This window comes from Pseudomonas nitroreducens, assembly GCF_014204515.1.
GTDB lineage: Bacteria > Pseudomonadota > Gammaproteobacteria > Pseudomonadales > Pseudomonadaceae > Pseudomonas > Pseudomonas nitritireducens_A.
In genome coordinates this window covers 15,807-32,149 of the sequence record NZ_JACHLI010000030.1, presented here as the reverse complement: position 1 = coordinate 32,149, position 16,343 = coordinate 15,807, and the positions used below count along the sequence as shown (strand labels likewise).

Below are 16,343 nucleotides of genomic sequence, written 5' to 3'. Positions count from 1 at the left end.
CTCCAGGAATCTGAGTGGGGGAGTAAGTTCGACGGGGCCAGTTTCCCCCTCGCGAGGGTTACCCGGTAGCCAGTAATCGCTATATTCAGTCGATACCAAAGGTATGGAATACCACCCATGGAAAGCCTGATCAGTATCGAATGCTTCGTCCGCAGCGCCGAGGCCGGCAGCTTCGCCGCCGCCGCGCGCAGGCTGGGCCTGACACCGGCAGCGGTGAGCAAGAACGTGGCGCGGCTGGAGAACAACCTGGGCGTGCGGCTGTTCCAGCGTAGTACCCGCAGCCTGACCTTGACCGAGGCCGGCGAAAGATTTCTCGACGAAGCCAGTGGCGGCCTGGCCAGCCTGCAGGGCGCCATCGCCAACCTGGCCAGCGCCGACGGCCAGCCCAGCGGGATGCTGAAGGTGAGCATGGGGCTGGTGTTCGGCCGCGACTACGTCCTGCCGCTGCTGGGCGAGTTCCTGCAGCGCTACCCGGCGATCCGCCCCGACTGGCATTTCGACAACCGCCAGGTCGACCTCATCGCCGAGGGGTTCGACGCCGCCATCGGCGGCGGATTCGAACTGCCGCCCGGCGTGGTGGCCCGCAAGCTGAGCCCGGCGCACCTGGTCCTGCTGGCGTCCCCGGCCTACCTCGACGGTCGTCCGGCGATCCGCTACCCGTCCGATCTGCCCAGCCACGACGGTATCCGCATCCGCTCGCCGCAAACCGGCCGCGTCCGCCCCTGGCCGCTGACCAATCGCCAGCAGGCCCAGGCACCGATCGCGCTGAAGGAACGCATGACCTTCAGCGACCCGGAAGCCGCATGCGTCGCCGCCCTGATGGGCCTGGGCGTGACCCTGGTGAGCATGCCGCATGCCGTGCCCTATCTGGACAGCGGTCAACTGGTGCGGGTGCTGCCGGAGTGGTACGTCGATGCGGGAAACACCGCGCTCTACTACGCCGCGCAAAAGTTGCTGCCGGCCAAGACCCGGGCGTTCGTCGATTGCGTGGTCGAGCACTTCCGCGAGCACGCGCTGGAACAGCGCTTCAACGCCCTCTGAGGGTTGCCGGAGAGAGAAAGCGTTTTGCCGAAAATGAAATGAATTTGCCGGGGCCGGCGGAGTCGATACTTAGCAAGCTACGCAGTCCACCGGGCTTGCGCTTCGACAATCGAGGAGAACCTGCATGAAAAAGTACGCTCTGCTCCTGGCCATGGTGTTTTCCGTACCGGCTTTCGCTGACAGTGCGCTGTGCGACGGCAACCTGCAGCAGATCAACGACTTCCTCAAGACCGCCAGCAAGAACGCGACCGGCGTGAAGGTCAACGCGGTCCACGAGTATGTCGCCAAGGCCGAGGCGGCGAAAAAGGCCGGCAACTACGAGGAATGCGTCAACCAGTCCAGCCAGGCGCTGCGCGTGATCAAGAAGCCCGCCAACCGCTGATCGATGCTGGCAAAGCAAAAGCCCCGCTCAGGCGGGGCTTTTTCATGGGCGGGACCCGCTCAGCCGCAGGAGACCTGCTTGACCACCTGGCTGTCGTCGACATCGATATTCAGGCGCTGCGAGTTGTACTCCATGGTCACCGGCTGGTGCGGGGTGAGCACGCGGGCGACGCTGGCGCCGGCATCGCGGCGGGCTTCCTCGGTCAGGGTCGGGGTGACGACCTTGCCGACGATCGACTGCACCGCCTTGGCGTTGCAGGTGCCGGTCATGGCCGACGAGTTGTCCGCCGCCAGCGGTGCGGCGTCGGGTGAGGAGTCCTTGGAGCTGCAGCCGGCCAGGGCGGCGACAGCCAGAAGCGACAACATGGTCACTCGGTTCAAGGGCATGGAAAGTCTCCCTGTTTCTTCTGAAGAACACGAAAGGCGCCACCTTACCAGCCCGCAGGCTGCGGCGACGCGTCGAAGTATTGCAAGCTGATGCACGCAGTGCCCCGTCGCAGAGCCACGCGGCGCCATTTACACAACCTTTACACCGGCAGCGTCACGATTCCCTCACGGCCGATGTCTCATAGATACCGGGATCCTCGCCGGGTTCCTCTGGAGGTGCATCATGCTTCGCCGACTCCCCCCAATCGTCCTGCTCTGCGCCGGCTTCGCCCTCGCGGGCCAGGCCATGGCCAACAGCCGTACCGATGCTGCCGCCATCGGCGCCGTGGTGGGTGCCGTGGTCGGGGGTGCCGTGGTCGCCGGGTCGCAACCCGCGCCGGCCCCCTATTACGCCCCACCGCCACCGGTGGCCTATTACCCGCCGGCGCCGGTGTACTACCAGCCGGTGCCGGTGTACCAGCCCGTCTACCAGCCGGTGTATCGCCCGGTGGTGGTGGTGCCGGGTCCGCGTTACTACGGACCACCGCGCTATTACGGCCCGCCGCGCTACTACGGCCCGGGCTACTACGGCGGTCACTACCGCCACTGGTAGAACCCCTGCCCCCGAAAGACCCCACCTGCGCGTGGGGTCTTTTCGTTCAGGCCGGCAGGCTGATGCTGCCGGCCAGCTCCTCGAACAGCGTCACCACCGCTCGCAGCGCGCGGCAGTCGGGGCGAGTCAGCAGCCAGAGATGGATGCTGCAGCCGGGCAGTTCCGGTTCGAGTACCTGCAGGCCGTCGCCAGGACGCAGCAGGAACGCCGGCAGCGCCGCCAGCCCCAGCCCCGCGCGGCACAGGTCGAGCACCGAGAGCATGCTGTTGCAGCGGTACGCCGGCAGCACCGTGGGGAACGCCTGGCGACGCCAGGCGACGCTGGAGTGGTCGGGCAGAAAATCGTCCGGGGCGATCCAGCTCATCTCCTGCCAGGGCCGCTCGCCCTGTTCGGCCAGGTAGTCGCGATGGGCACAGAGCACGTAATGCACCTCGCCCAGCTGGCGTCCGACCAGATGCTCGGGCGGTGCATTGGTCAGGCGCAGGGCGATGTCGGCGTCACGGCGGCTGAGGTTGGCGAAGGCGTTGGAGGTGGTCAGCTCCAGGTTGAGCGCCGGGTAGCGCTTCATGAAGCGCGCCAGGGCCGGCAGCAGCAGGCCCTGCAGCACGGTGTCCGAACAGGTCAGGCGCACGGTGCCGCTGAGCACCTCCTGGCCCTGCTCCAGGGACAGGCGCGCCGCTTCCAGCGCCTGTTCGGCCAATTCGGCCTGGGTGGCGAGCTGTTGCGCGGAGGCCGTGGCCAGGTAGCCATTGCGGCCCTTTTCGAACAGCGCGGTGCCCAGCGCCTTCTCCAGCCGTCGCACCGCGCGGAATACGGTGGAGACGTCGACCCCGAGCAGTTCGGCGGCGCGGGCCAGGCTGCCACCACGCACCAGGGCAAGCACCAGGGCGAGGTCGGCGTATTCCAGTCGATATTGCATAGACGCACTCCAAGGTTGCGAAATCGCCCATTTTCGATTGCGCCTGCGCAACTATAAATTACTCCCCATGGGCCCGCCAACGGGCCACGACGCCGGGGGAACACGAGCATGGGAAAACGTCGCAAGGCACTGCGTATCGGACTGATCGGCGACCGCAACAGTCGCGTCATCGCCCACTGGGCCATTCCCCTGGCCCTGCAGCAATCGCTGCTGCCACATTCGGGGACGCTGCGCATCGACTGGCTGGATACCCCCACCCTGGCGCAGGGCCAGGACCTGGAGGCCTACTCCGGTTTCTGGGCCATCCCCGGCAGCCCCTACCACGACACCGAAGGCGCCCTGCGTGCGATCAGATTCGCCCGCGAGAACCAGGTGCCCTTCCTGGGCACCTGCGGCGGCTTCCAGCATGCCCTGCTGGAGCGTGCGCGCAACGTCCTGGGCTGGAGCGATGCGGCCCACGCCGAGATGGACCCGCAAGCCGCGCGCCCGGTGGTGAGCGCCCTGCCCTGTTCGCTGCTGGAAGTCAGCGAGAGCATTCGCCTGGTCCCCGGCTCGCACCTGGCGGCGATCTACGGCCTGGCGCAAATCCGCGAAGGCTACCGTTGCAGCTACGGGGTGAACCCGCAGTTCCAGGACGAGCTGTTCGGCAACTCGCTGCGCGCCTGCGCCCATGACGAGGACGGCAACATCCGTGCGCTGGAAGCCACCGACCACCCATTCTTCCTCGCCACCCTGTTCCAGCCCGAGCGCAAGGCCCTGGCCGGCATCGCCGTGCCGCTGGCCGAAGCGCTGCTGTCCGCCGCCTTCCGTTATCAATCCAGTCGCATCGGGAGCCCCGCATGATCGCCAGCACGCCGCAGCCGCCCTACTACGCCGTGACCTTCACCTCCTACCGCAGCGAGTCGGACGAAGGCTACGGCGCCACCGCCGAACGCATGCTGGAGCTGGCCGCACAACAGGATGGCTTCCTCGGCGTCGAATCGGCGCGAGGCGCCGACGGCCTGGGGATCACCGTCTCCTACTGGCGCGACGAGGCCGCGATCCGCCACTGGAAGCAGCAGGCCGAGCACCGCCTGGCCCAGCAGGCCGGCCGCCGTGACTGGTACAGCGCCTTTCGCGTGCGCGTCAGCCGGGTCGAGCGCGACTACGGCTTCGAACGCTGAGCGACCCGTTCTGGCCCAGACACGACATGCCGGGTTCGATGCCCGGCGCACTTCGTCTAGGCTGGTCGCATTCAGCAAAGGGGGACCGACGCATGCACCGACAAGCCAGTGAACTGCAGGCCGCCTACCTGGGCGAAGTCCGCGGCGAGAACTTCTTCCTCGGCCTGGCCGAGCAACTGCCGGAGGGCGCCACCTCGATGCTCCTGCTGGCGCGCCTGGAGCGCCAGACCGGCCTGCGCATGGCGCGCCTGCTGCAGCGCCACGGCCTGCCGCTGGGCGACACCGCCCACGCCGCCGAACAGGGGCGCCAGCGCGCTGCCGACTGGCTGGGGCTGGACTGGCCGCAGACCCTGGAGAAGCTCGAAGTGCTGGTGGAGCCCTACGTCGAGCGCTACGACAGCCTGGCCGACGAAGGCGACGACGATGACCGCGACATCCTCGACGACCTCGCCGAGCATGAGCATGCCCTGCTGCAATTCACCCGCCTGGCCCGCGAAGGCCAGATGAGCGCGGCGAAAGCCGCCATCACCCGCCTGCTGGCAGTGCCGGCCTGATTCACCCAGGGAGCCCCCGACATGGCGCTGTCACCCTTCCACCTGGCCATTCCGGTCTACGACCTGGAGCTGGCACGGCGCTTCTACGGCGAAGTGTTCGGCCTCAGCGAAGGGCGCAGCAGCGCCCAGTGGGTGGACTTCGACTTCTTCGGCCACCAGCTGGTGATCCACCAGCACCCGCGCACCGCCAGCCAGGAGGCGGCGCACACCAACGCGGTGGATGGCCACGACGTGCCGGTGCCGCATTTCGGCGTGGTCCTGCCCTGGCAGGACTGGGAGCGCCTGGCACAGCGGCTTCGCGAGCGCGGCACGCGGTTCGTCATCGAACCCCACGTGCGCTTCCAGGGGCAGGTGGGCGAACAGGCCACGCTGTTTCTCTTCGACCCCTGCGGCAATGCCCTGGAGTTCAAGGCCTTCAAGGACATCGGCCAGTTGTTCGCGCGCTGAAGCGTAGGACCGCTGATCCCCACTAGATTTTGCCTTCAAGCCATCTGGAATTCTCCTACATAGAAATTCCCCAGCCAAACCTAGGATGCGCCGTCTTCATCAATCACCACGAGGTGAATCGACGTGCGCCTGCTCCGCTGGCTGCTGTTTTATCTTTTCTGCGTGCTGGGCGCACCGCTGGTCATGGCCGATGACCTCGACGCGCCCGCCTGGCGGCGCTATGACCTCAGCGTGCAAAGCCGTTCGGCCGCTCGCCGCGCGGACAGCGGCGAACGCAACCCGGCAGGCCAGGACGCGCGCCTCACCCCCGCCCAGGAGCGGGCCATGGCCAAGCTCCGCGAATTGCGCAGGAAGAACCTGCACCTGAGCGAGCGGCAGAGCCAGCGCATCATCGCCCGCGCCCACGAACTCATCGGCACGCCCTACCGCTGGGGTGGCGAGACCGTGGAGACCGGCTTCGACTGCAGCGGGCTGCTGGTCTACCTGTACCGCAGCGTCGCCAATCGCAAGCTGCCACGCACCACCGCCTCGATGATCGCGCAGCGCCACAACAAGGTCGACCGCGACCAGCTGCAGCCGGGCGACGCCGTGTTCTTCAACCACAATGGCGAGGGCTCTGCCAGCCATGTCGGCCTGTACATCGGTGACGACCGCTTCATCCACGCTCCCAGCACCGGCAAGACCATCCGCATCGATTCGCTGGACAACAGCTACTGGCAGCGCAGCTACACCACGGCCCGCAGGTTCAGCGGCTGACCGGACGCGCATTCGCAGGCGAGTCACCCTTCAGTCGGCAATCAGAAAAGTCCCACCGGCATTTGCAGCGATCCCACGTTCGCTGCTGCGGGCAGATTTTTAAGATGGCAGCCCTTTTTATCCGCCGTCATCCCGATGTAGTTCCCATGCGTCCCCTGATCCTTCTGAGCACCGCCCTGCTGCTTGGCTTTGCCATGGCCCCGGCCGAAGCCCGCGAAACTCGCAGCAGCGCCCCCCATCAGGCCAGCGCGAAACTCTCGCGGGCGGCCCAGGGAAAAATCGTCAACCGCAATGTCGTTCGCCAGCACCTGGGCGCCCGCCGCGCAGCGCAGGCCGGCCTGCACAGGGGCAAGGCCAGCAGCAATTCCCGCGTGGTGGCCCGCGCCCACGAACTGATCGGCATCCCCTATCGCTTCGGCGGCAGCTCGGTGGCCAGCGGCTTCGACTGCAGCGGTCTGCTGGTCTACCTGTTCCGCACCGAGGCCGGCATGAAGGTGCCGCGCACCACCGGCGAAATGATCGAGAACGGCGGTGCCCGAGTGGGCCGCCACGAACTCCGGCCGGGCGATGCGGTGTTCTTCAACCGCAATGGCCGCGGGGCCACCAGCCACGTCGGGCTGTACGTGGGCAACAACCAGTTCATCCATGCACCCAGTTCCGGTGAAACCATTCGCCTCGATTCGCTGACCAACAGCTACTGGCAACGCAGCTTCACCACCGCTCGCCGCTTCAGCGGCTGAGTCCTTTTCCATCAAGAGATGCCGTGAACATGCCCAGCCTTCGGGTCGAGATTGTGCGTTACACCGACGACTGCTTCGCCGGGTGGGCCGAGTGTCGCCTGATCGATGCCGGTGGCCGCGACTGGCGCTTCCTCAAACCGCGCTCCCGGCTGCGCACCGCCAGCAGCGATGACCGCCTGCCGGCGGTCGGCCGCATCGACTGCGAAGTGCTGGAGCGTCTGGACGGTAGCGTGCTGGTGAGCACGGCCAACCCGCGCGGCATCAAGTCGCTGGACGGGGAAAACCGTTTCCGCATTCCCCTCAGCGCCCTGATCGAAGATTGAGCCCTACGCGGGCTCAGTCCCGCGTCGCCTGCCCTTCCTCGGCGATCTTCGCTGCATCCCAGCCACCACCCAACGCCGCGATCAACTGCACGCTGGCGGTCAGTCGGCTGCCGGTGAGGGTCAGCAGCGTCCGTTCGTTGGACAGCGCGCTGGTCTGGGTGGTGACCACATTGCTGTAGTCGATGGTGCCGGCCTTGTACTGGTTGGTGGTCAGGCGCAGCGCCTCGCGGGCGGCATCCAGCGCCTCCTGCTGCACGCCGCTCTCCTCCTCCAGCACCTTGAGCTGGACCATGTAGTCCTCGACTTCGCGGAAGCTGTCCAGCACGGTCTGCCGGTAGTTGGCCACGGTCTGATCGTAGCTCGCCTCGGCCTGCTCGACCTGGGAGGCGATCAGGCCGCCGTCGAACAGGGTCATGGCGAACTGCGGGCCGATGGACCAGTAGCGGTTGGGCGTCTCGATCCAGTTCTGGAAGCTGCCGCTGCGGTAGCCGCCAGCGGCGGTGAGGGTCAGGTCGGGGAACCAGGCGGCCTTGGCCACGCCGATCTTGGCATTGGCCGAGATCACCTGGCGCTCGGCGGAGGCTACGTCCGGGCGGCGCTGCAGCAGCTCGGAGGGCAACAGCGCCGGCACGTTCGGCAGGCTCGGCACGGCGTCGACGGCGGCCAGGGAGAACTGCGCCGGCGGCACGCCGACCAGCACCGCGATGGCATGCTCCAGCTGCGCACGCTGGTACTTCAGGTCGATGGCCTGGGCCTCGGTGCTTTTCAGCTGGGTGCGCGCCTGGGCGACGTCGGCCTTGGTGACGATGCCGGCGTTGTACTGGTTCTCGGTGAGCTTGAGCGAGCGCTGGTAAGCCGTGACCGTGTCGTTGAGCAGCTTGATCTGCTGGTCCATCACGCGCAGTTGCAGGTAGTTCTGGGTCAGCTGGGATTGCAGCGACAGGCGCGAGTTGGCCAGGTCCGCGGCGCTGGCATCCATGCTCGCGGTATCGGCTTCCAGCTGGCGGCGCAGCTTGCCCCACAGGTCCAGCTCCCAGCTCACGCCCAGGCTGGCCGAGTAGCTGTTGCTGATCGAGCTGCTGCCACCGCCACTGCTGACGGTGGAGCCGTCCGGCAGGCGAACGCTGCCGCCGCTGCCGGTGCCCTGCCCGGAACGGGTCTTGCCGACGTCGCCGCTGAGGGTGGGGAAGAACGACGAACGCGCGCCCCTGGCCAGCGCCTGGGCCTGGCGGTAGGACGCAACGGATTGCGCCAGGGTCTGGTTGGCGGCTACCAGGCGGGCCTGCAGGTCGTTGAGCGTGGCGTCACCGTACAGCTCCCACCAGGCGCCGTGGTTGAAGCCGTCCTGCGGCTTGGCCAGCTGCCAACCCTCGCCCTCCTTGAAGCTGGCCGGCACCGTCAGTTCGGGACGCTGATAGTCCGGGCCGATGGCACAGCCGGCCAGGGCAATTGCCAGGGCCAGGGGCAGGAAATTGCGGGGGCGGATCATACGGGTGTCTCCAGGGCGCCGTCGGTGCGCACGCCGCGCTTCTTGTTGACCCAATGGCGCAGGCGGTCGAGGTAGAGGTAGACGACGGGGGTGGTGTACAGGGTCAGCAACTGGCTGCCGATCAGGCCGCCAACGATGGTCATGCCCAGCGGGCGGCGCAGCGCGGCGTCGCCGCCGATGCCGAAGATCAGCGGCAGCGCGCCGAGGATGGCGGCCAGGGTGGTCATCATGATCGGCCGGAAGCGCTTCATCGCCGCTTCCAGGATCGCATCGCGCGGCGACAGGCCGAGGGTGCGTTCGGCATCCAGGGCGAAGTCGATCATCATGATGGCGTTCTTCTTGACGATGCCGATCAGCAGGATCACCCCGATCAGCGCGATCAGCGACAGCTCGGTGCGGAACAGCATCAGCGTGAGCAGCGCGCCGACGCCCGCCGAGGGCAGCGTCGAGAGGATGGTCAGCGGGTGCACGTAGCTCTCGTAGAGGATGCCCAGCACGATGTAGACCGACACCAGCGCCAGCAGGATCAGCCAGGGCATGTCGTTCTGCGTGTCCTGCACCGCGCCGGCATTGCCTTCGAAGGTGGCCTGGATTTCCATCGGCAGGTGGATCGGCTCCACCGCCGCCATGATCGCATCGCGAGCCGGGCCGATCTGAGCGCCCTGGGCCAGGTTGAAGGAGAAGGTGGTCGCAGCGAACTGGCCCTGGTGGTTGACCTCCAGCGGCGCGCGGCTGGGTTCGATATGGGTGAAGGACGACAGCGGGATGCGCTCGCCTTCGCTGTTGATCACATAGACCTGGCGCAACTCTTCGGGCGATTCCTGGTACGGCTGGGCGACTTCCATCACCACGTGGTACTGGTTCAGCGGGTTGAAGATGGTCGAGACCTGGCGCTGGCCGTAGGAATTGTTCAGCACCGCATCCACCTCGGCGACGTTCACCCCCAGGCTCGCCGCGCGGTCGCGGTCGATCACCAGGCGACTCTGCCCGCCCTTGTCCTGGGCATCGCTGTTGACGTCGACGATCTGCGGCACCTTGTTCATCGCCGCCTCGACCTTGGGCGCCCACTCGCGCAGCAGGTTGAGGTCGTCACTGCGCAGGGTGAAGTCGTACTGCGCGTTGCCCTGGCGGCCGCCGATGCGCACGTCCTGGCCAGCGACGAGGAACAGGTTGGCGCCGGGCACTTCGGCGAGCTTCTTGCGCAGGCGATTGACGATGGCTTCGGCGGAGTCGCGCTCGGTGATGTCCTTGAGGGTGACGAAGAACGAGCCGGTGTTGCTCGACTGCCACTTGCCGCCACCGACGAAGCCCACCACGTTCTCCACGCCCGGATCCTCGGAGAGGATCTTGCGGAACTGCGCCATCTTCTTGTCCAGCGCCTGGAACGAGATGCTCTGGTCAGCCACCGCGAAGCCGCGCAGGCGCCCGGAGTCCTGCTGCGGCAGGAAGCCCTTGGGCACCACCACGAACAGGTACAGATTCAGCGCGATGCAGCCGAGCATGATCACCACCATCAGCCGCGAGTGCTCCAGCGCCCAGCTGAGGCTGGCGCGGTAGCGCTGCATGAAGGCGACGAAATAGCGGTTGCTCTGGCGCTCCACCGAAGCCTTCTTCGGCCCACGCTCCACCGGCTTGAGCAGGCGTGCGCAGAGCATCGGCGTCAGCGTCAGCGAAACCACCAGCGAGACCAGGATGGCCGCCGCCAGGGTCACCGAGAATTCACGGAACAGCCGCCCGGTGATGCCGCCCATCAGCAGCAGCGGGATGAATACCGCCACCAGCGACAGGGTCATCGACAGCACGGTAAAGCTCACCTCTCTAGCACCGCGAATGGCAGCCTGGATCGGCGGGTCGCCCTCTTCGATGCGCCGGGCGATGTTCTCCACCACCACGATGGCGTCGTCCACCACGAAGCCGGTGGCGATGATCAGCGCCATCAGCGACAGGTTGTTCAGCGAGAAGCCGCACAGGTACATGACCGCGAAGGTGCCCACCAGCGACACCGGCACCGCCAGGCTGGGAATCAGCGTGGCGCGGCCGTTGCGCAGGAACAGGTAGACCACCAGGATCACCAGCACCACGGAGATGATCAGGGTCAGCTCGGCCTCTTCCAGCGAGGAGCGGATCGACGGGCTGCGGTCGTCCATCACCGACAGTTTCACCTGCGGGCCGAGCACGTCCTGGATGATCGGCAACTGCTCGTGGATGGCGTCGGTGGCCTCGATGATGTTGGCGCCGGGCTGGCGGGTGATGATCAGCAGCACCGCCGGCAGGTCGTCGGAGAAGCCGGCGTTGCGCACGTCCTCCACCGAGTCGGTAACCTTGGCCACGTCCTTCAGGCGCACTGCCGCACCGGTCTCGGCGTTGTAGTGGACGATCAGCGGCGCGTATTCGCTGGCCTTGCGCAGCTGGTCGTTGGAATCCACCTGCCAGTGCCGTTCACCGAACTCCAGCGAACCCTTGGGCCCGTCGGCGTTGGTGTTGTTGATCGCGGTGCGTACCGTGTCCAGGGAAATGCCGTACTGGCTGAGCTGGTCCGGATTCACATCCACGCGCACTGCCGGCAGCGAGGAGCCGCCGATGCTCACCTGCCCCACCCCCTTCACCTGCGCAAGCTTCGGCGAGACGATGGTCGAGGCGAGGTCGTACATCTGCCCGCGGGTGTAGGTATCGGAGGTCAGGGTGAGGATCATGATCGGCATGTCCGACGGGTTCGCCTTGCGGTACGTCGGGTTGTTCGGCATGCCGCTGGGCAGCAGGCTCATCGCCGCGTTGATCGCCGACTGCACCTCGCGCGCGGCACCGTCGATGTCTTTCGACAGGTCGAACTGGATGATGATGGTACTGTTGCCCAGGGAGCTGCTGGAGGTCATGTCGGTGACCCCGGCGATCCGCCCCAGCGAGCGCTCCAGCGGCGTCGCCACGGTGGAGGCCATGGTTTCCGGACTGGCGCCAGGCAGAGAGGCCTGCACCAGGATGGTCGGGAAATCCACGTTGGGCAGCGGCGCCACCGGCAGCAGGCTGAACGACAGCCCGCCGGCCAGCATCAGCGCCAGGGTCAGCAGGCAGGTGGCGACCGGGCGCAGGATGAACAGGCGCGACAGGCCGCCCATCAGGTGCGCTCCGCCGGGTCGATGCTGTTCACGTCGAGGCCATGGCGGCCACGCCAGGCGGCCCAGCGCGCGGCCAGTCGGTCGAAGTACAGGTAGATCACCGGCGTGGTGAACAGCGTCAGCAACTGGCTGACCAGCAGGCCGCCGACCATGGTCACGCCCAGCGGCTGGCGCAGCTCGGCGCCGGCACCGCCGGCGAGCATCAGCGGCAATGCGCCGAGCAGCGCAGCCATGGTGGTCATCAGGATCGGCCGGAAGCGCAGCAGGCACGCCTGGTAGATCGCCTCATGGGGCGGCTTGCCCTCGTTGCGTTCGGCGTCCAGGGCGAAGTCGATCATCATGATCGCGTTCTTCTTGACGATGCCGATCAGCAGGATGATGCCGATGATCGCCACGATGCCGATGTCCTGCCCCGAGAGCATCAGCGCCAGCAGCGCGCCCACGCCCGCCGAGGGCAGCGTGGAGAGGATGGTCACCGGGTGGATGAAGCTCTCGTAGAGGATGCCCAGCACGATGTACATGGTGACGATGGACGCCAGCACCAGCAGCAGGGTGTTGGACAGCGACGCCTCGAACGCCTGGGCGGCGCCGCGGAAGCTGCCCTGCAGGCTGACGGGCATTTCCATCTGCGCCTCGACATCGCGGATCGCCTGCACCGCCTCGCCGAGGGCGACGCCCTTGGCCAGGTTGAAGGAGATGGTCGCGGCCGGGAACTGGGCGATGTGGTTGACCGCCAGCAGCGTGTGGCGCTCCTCGACCTTGGCCAGGCTCGACAGGCGCACCTGGGTGCCGTCGCTGGCCGGGACGTAGAGGTTCTCCAGCGACTGCGGGCCGATCTGGAATTCCGGCGCCACTTCCAGCACCACGCGGTACTGCGTGGCCTGGGTGAAGATGGTCGAGATCAGCCGCTGGCCGAAGGCGTTGTACAGCACGCTGTCGATGCTCGACAGGCTCACACCCAGGCGCGAGGCGGTATCGCGGTCGATGTTGATGTAGGCCTGCAGGCCCTTGTCCTGCCAGTCGGTGGCCACGTCGGCCAGCTCCGGCAATTGCTGCAGGCGATCGACCAGGCGTGGCACCCAGTCGGCGAGCACGTCGGGGTCGGCATCCTGCAGGGTGAACTGGTACTGGGTGCGGGCGATGCGGTCTTCGATGGTCAGGTCCTGCACCGGCTGCATGTACAGCTTGATGCCGGCGATCTGGTCCAGTTCCGGCTGCAGGCGGTGGATCACCTCGCTGGCGGTGACGTCGCGATCCGCATGGGGCTTGAGGTTGATCAGCAGGCGCCCGGTGTTGAGGGTGGCGTTGGTGCCATCGACGCCGATGAACGAGGACAGGCTCTGCACCGCCGGGTCCTTGAGGACGATCTTCGCCAGGTCCTGCTGGCGGCTCGCCATGGACTGGAAGGAGATCGATTGCGGCGCCTCGGCGATGCCCTGGATCACCCCGGTGTCCTGCACCGGGAAGAAGCCCTTGGGCATGAAGATGTACAGCAGCGCGGTGAGCACCACAGTGCCGATGGCCACCAGCAGGGTCAGCCCCTGGTGGCGCAGCACCACGCGCAGGGCGGCGGCGTAGCGCTCGATCATGTTGTCGATGAAGCGCCCGGCGGCGCGGGCGAAGCGCCCTTCCTTCTCCGGCTCGACGTGGCGCAGCAGCTTGGCGCTGAGCATCGGCGTCAGGGTCAGGGAAACGAAGCCCGATATCAGGATCGCCACCGCCAGGGTGATGGCGAACTCGCGGAACAGCCGCCCGGCCACATCGCCCATGAACAGCAGCGGGATCAGCACGGCGATCAGCGAGAAGGTCAGCGAGATGATGGTGAAGCCGATCTGCTTCGAGCCCTTGAGCGCAGCCTCCAGCGGTGGATCACCCTGTTCCAGGTAGCGGGCGATGTTCTCCACCATGACGATGGCGTCGTCCACCACGAAGCCGGTGGCGATGGTCAGTGCCATCAGCGTCAGGTTATTGATCGAGAAGCCGGCGAGGTACATCACGCCGAAGGTGCCGATCAGCGACAGCGGCACGGCGAAGCTGGGGATCAGCGTCGCGGAGATATTGCGCAGGAACAGGAAGGTGACCATCACCACCAGGCAGACGGCGAGGAACAGCTCGAACTGCACGTCCGCCACCGAGGCGCGGATGGTCGTGGTGCGGTCGGTGAGCACCGTCACTTCCAGGCTGCCGGGCAGGGTTGCCTGCAGCTGCGGGAGCATCTTCTTGATGCTGTCCACCACCTCGATGACGTTCGCGCCCGGCTGGCGCTGGATGTTCAGCACCACCGCAGGCGAGGTATTGGCCCAGGCGGCGAGGCGCACGTTCTCGGCGTCGTCCTCCACGCTCGCCACGTCGCGCACGCGCAGCGGCGAGCCGTTCTTGTAGGCGATGATCAGGTCGCGGTAGGCGTCGGCGGATTTGAGCTGGTCGTTGGCGTCCAGGGTCGAGGACCGCGTCGGGCCGTCGAAGCTGCCCTTGGGGCCGTTGAGGTTGTTGTTGGTGACGGTGGTCTGCAGGTCTTCCAGGCTCAGGCCGGCAGCCGCCAGTGCGCCGGGGTTGGCGCGGATGCGCACGGCCGGACGCTGGCCGCCGCTGATGCTGACCAGGCCGACGCCGGAAATCTGCGAGATCTTCTGCGCAAGACGGGTGTCCACCAGGTCCTGGATCTGCGGCAGCGGCATGTCCGGGGACATCACCGCCAGCGTCAGGATCGGTGCATCCGCCGGGTTCACCTTGCTGTACACCGGCTGGTTCGGCAGGTCCTTGGGCAGCAGGCTCTGCGCGGTGTTGATCGCCGCCTGGACTTCCTGCTCGGCCACGTCGAGGTTGATCTGCAGGCTGAACTGCAGGGTGATCACCGAGGCGCCGCCGGAGCTGGTGGAGGACATCTCGTTGAGGCCGGGAATCTGCCCCAGTTGGTTCTCCAGCGGCGCGGTGACCGAGGAGGTCATGATGTCCGGGCTGGCGCCGGGATACAGGGTCACCACCTGGATGGTCGGGTAGTCCACTTCCGGCAGCGCCGAGATCGGCAGGAAGCGGTAGGCGATGATCCCCGACAGCAGGATCGCCACCATCAACAGCGTGGTGGCGACCGGCCGCAGGATGAACAGGCGGGACGGGTTCATTCGCTCTTACCGCTGTCCTGGACGGGGCTGCTCTCCACAGGATCGGTCGAGCCGAAGGGCTTGGCGGTGGACTTGTCGCCCTCCTCACCGGCTGCGGCGCGCGCCTTGGCGTCGGAGGCGGCGATGTTCATGCGGGTGCCGTCGCGCAGGCGGTCGGTGCCCTCGACGACCACGCGGTCGCCCTCCTTCAGGCCTTCGGTGACCACCACGCGCTCGCTCTCGCTGGTGCCCAGGGTGATCAACTGACGCTTGGCCTTGTTCTCCTCGCCGACCAGGTACACGTAGGTGCCGTCGTTGCCACGCTGCACGGCGTTGGCCGGAATGGTCAGCACGCCCGGCAGGGTCTCGGCGAGCAGGCGCACGTTGACGAACTGGTTGGGGAACAGCTTGTGGTCGGCGTTCTCGAAACCGGCCTTGAGCTTGACCGTGCCGGTGGTGGTGTCGATCTGGTTGTCCAGGGTCTTCAGCACGCCGGTGGCCAGGGTCTGGTTCTGGTTGCGGTCCATCGCTTCCACCGGCACCGGCTTGCCGCTGTACAGCTCGCGGGCGATGGTGCCCAACTGCTGCTGCGGCAGGCTGAACACCACGGAGATCGGCTTGACCTGGGTGATCACCACCAGCGGCGTGGTGTCGCCGGAGGTGACCAGGTTGCCCACGTCCACCTGGCGCAGGCCGACGCGACCGGCGATGGGCGCGCGCACCTGGGTGAACTCGAGGTTGAGCTTGGCGTCGGCGACCTGGCCCTGGTTGGTCTTGAGCGTGCCTTCGTACTGGCGCACCTGGGCTTCCTGGGTGTCCAGGGTCTGCTTGGCGATGGAGTCCTCGGCATACAGGCCCTTGTAGCGTGCCAGGTCGATCTGCGCGTTCTTCAGCTGTGCCTGATTCTGCAGCAGGGTGCCCTGGGCCTGGTCCAGCGCGGCCTGGAACGGACGCGGGTCGATCACCGCGAGTACGTCGCCGGCCTTCACTTCCTGGCCTTCCTGGAACGGCACCTTGATCAACTGGCCGCTGACCCGCGCGCGGACGTTGACGGTGTTGTAGGCCGTCACCGTGCCGAGAGCGTGATAATGCACCGGCAGGTCACCCTTCACCGCCGGGGCGACGCTGACCGTCACCGCGGTGCCGCCCTGCCCGGCCATCTGCCCCGCCCCCGGTCGCCCACCGCGCCCGCCCTGGGCTGCCGGCGCGCCGCTGGACGTCGAGTGCAGCCACATGATCAGCCCGACCACGGCGGCGAACAGCAGCGCGGTAATGAGCCAGGGGCGCAGTTTGCGGAGTTTGGAGGGCGATCCGTTGCTTGCAGTCATGGGGCTCTG

General features: G+C 67.0%; 16 protein-coding genes. 10 read left to right on the top strand and 6 right to left on the bottom strand.

The features are described 5' to 3' along the window. Positions 1-117: 117 nt before the first annotated feature. Together HNP46_RS27540 and HNP46_RS27535 are read left to right on the top strand one after the other, a co-directional pair. Positions 118-1,041 (top strand): LysR family transcriptional regulator, encoded by a 924-nt coding sequence (locus HNP46_RS27540; protein WP_184595377.1) that lies wholly within the window; start codon positions 118-120, stop codon positions 1,039-1,041. Positions 1,042-1,165: 124 nt separating this feature from the next. Continuing rightward, positions 1,166-1,423 (top strand): hypothetical protein, encoded by a 258-nt coding sequence (locus HNP46_RS27535; RefSeq protein ID WP_045207829.1) that lies wholly within the window; start codon positions 1,166-1,168, stop codon positions 1,421-1,423. A gap of 59 nt (positions 1,424-1,482) precedes the next feature. On the opposite strand, the gene HNP46_RS27530 is transcribed toward HNP46_RS27535, so the two are convergent. Next, a complete protein-coding gene (locus HNP46_RS27530) occupies positions 1,483-1,809 on the bottom strand; it encodes an I78 family peptidase inhibitor (protein WP_184595375.1) in 327 nt (108 codons plus the stop codon). A gap of 223 nt (positions 1,810-2,032) precedes the next feature. Between HNP46_RS27530 and HNP46_RS27525 the strand changes: the two genes are divergently transcribed. Next, positions 2,033-2,401, top strand: a complete 369-nt coding sequence (locus HNP46_RS27525; protein WP_184595373.1) for a hypothetical protein — start codon at positions 2,033-2,035, stop codon at positions 2,399-2,401. A 46-nt stretch (positions 2,402-2,447) separates the two neighbouring features. Here HNP46_RS27525 and HNP46_RS27520 read toward each other — a convergent pair whose 3' ends face one another. Beyond that, the gene (locus HNP46_RS27520) at positions 2,448-3,320 is read right to left on the bottom strand and encodes a LysR family transcriptional regulator (RefSeq protein ID WP_184595371.1); all 873 of its coding nucleotides are present in this window, start codon (positions 3,318-3,320) and stop codon (positions 2,448-2,450) included. 108 nt (positions 3,321-3,428) lie between these two features. On the opposite strand from HNP46_RS27520, the gene HNP46_RS27515 reads away from it, so the two are divergent. The 7 genes from HNP46_RS27515 (at position 3,429) to HNP46_RS27485 (ending at position 7,303) form a co-directional block, all read left to right on the top strand. Beyond that, entirely contained in the window at positions 3,429-4,163 is a 735-nt protein-coding gene (locus HNP46_RS27515) for a CTP synthase C-terminal region-related (seleno)protein (RefSeq protein WP_184595369.1), read from the top strand. After that, positions 4,160-4,483: an antibiotic biosynthesis monooxygenase family protein gene (locus tag HNP46_RS27510; RefSeq protein WP_184595366.1), complete on the top strand. Its 324-nt coding sequence runs from the start codon at positions 4,160-4,162 to the stop codon at positions 4,481-4,483. The genes HNP46_RS27515 and HNP46_RS27510 overlap by 4 nt, the downstream gene beginning before the upstream one ends. Before the next feature lie 92 nt (positions 4,484-4,575). Continuing rightward, on the top strand, positions 4,576-5,037 hold the full coding sequence (locus HNP46_RS27505; RefSeq protein ID WP_184595364.1) for a hypothetical protein: 462 nt from the start codon (positions 4,576-4,578) through the stop codon (positions 5,035-5,037). A gap of 21 nt (positions 5,038-5,058) precedes the next feature. Then, positions 5,059-5,484, top strand: a complete 426-nt coding sequence (locus HNP46_RS27500; protein ID WP_184595362.1) for a VOC family protein — start codon at positions 5,059-5,061, stop codon at positions 5,482-5,484. A gap of 123 nt (positions 5,485-5,607) precedes the next feature. After that, the gene (locus HNP46_RS27495) at positions 5,608-6,240 is read left to right on the top strand and encodes a C40 family peptidase (protein ID WP_311771847.1); all 633 of its coding nucleotides are present in this window, start codon (positions 5,608-5,610) and stop codon (positions 6,238-6,240) included. A 146-nt stretch (positions 6,241-6,386) separates the two neighbouring features. After that, complete coding sequence (locus tag HNP46_RS27490; RefSeq protein ID WP_184595359.1) at positions 6,387-6,980, top strand: C40 family peptidase; 594 nt, start codon at positions 6,387-6,389, stop codon at positions 6,978-6,980. A 29-nt stretch (positions 6,981-7,009) separates the two neighbouring features. Then, positions 7,010-7,303: a hypothetical protein gene (locus HNP46_RS27485; RefSeq protein WP_184595357.1), complete on the top strand. Its 294-nt coding sequence runs from the start codon at positions 7,010-7,012 to the stop codon at positions 7,301-7,303. A 13-nt stretch (positions 7,304-7,316) separates the two neighbouring features. Here the strand turns inward: HNP46_RS27485 and HNP46_RS27480 are convergent, their stop codons facing one another. The 4 genes from HNP46_RS27480 to HNP46_RS27465 are packed head-to-tail and all read right to left on the bottom strand — an operon-like array spanning position 7,317 to position 16,334. Continuing rightward, positions 7,317-8,792, bottom strand: coding sequence for an efflux transporter outer membrane subunit (locus tag HNP46_RS27480; protein WP_184595355.1), 1,476 nt, complete (start codon positions 8,790-8,792; stop codon positions 7,317-7,319). After that, complete coding sequence (locus tag HNP46_RS27475) at positions 8,789-11,905, bottom strand: multidrug efflux RND transporter permease subunit (RefSeq protein ID WP_184595353.1); 3,117 nt, start codon at positions 11,903-11,905, stop codon at positions 8,789-8,791. The genes HNP46_RS27480 and HNP46_RS27475 overlap by 4 nt, the downstream gene beginning before the upstream one ends. After that, positions 11,905-15,027, bottom strand: coding sequence for an MdtB/MuxB family multidrug efflux RND transporter permease subunit (locus tag HNP46_RS27470; RefSeq protein ID WP_184595351.1), 3,123 nt, complete (start codon positions 15,025-15,027; stop codon positions 11,905-11,907). The genes HNP46_RS27475 and HNP46_RS27470 overlap by 1 nt, the downstream gene beginning before the upstream one ends. Then, positions 15,024-16,334: an MdtA/MuxA family multidrug efflux RND transporter periplasmic adaptor subunit gene (locus HNP46_RS27465; RefSeq protein ID WP_184595349.1), complete on the bottom strand. Its 1,311-nt coding sequence runs from the start codon at positions 16,332-16,334 to the stop codon at positions 15,024-15,026. Before HNP46_RS27465 ends, HNP46_RS27470 begins: the two co-directional genes overlap by 4 nt. Positions 16,335-16,343: the final 9 nt, after the last annotated feature.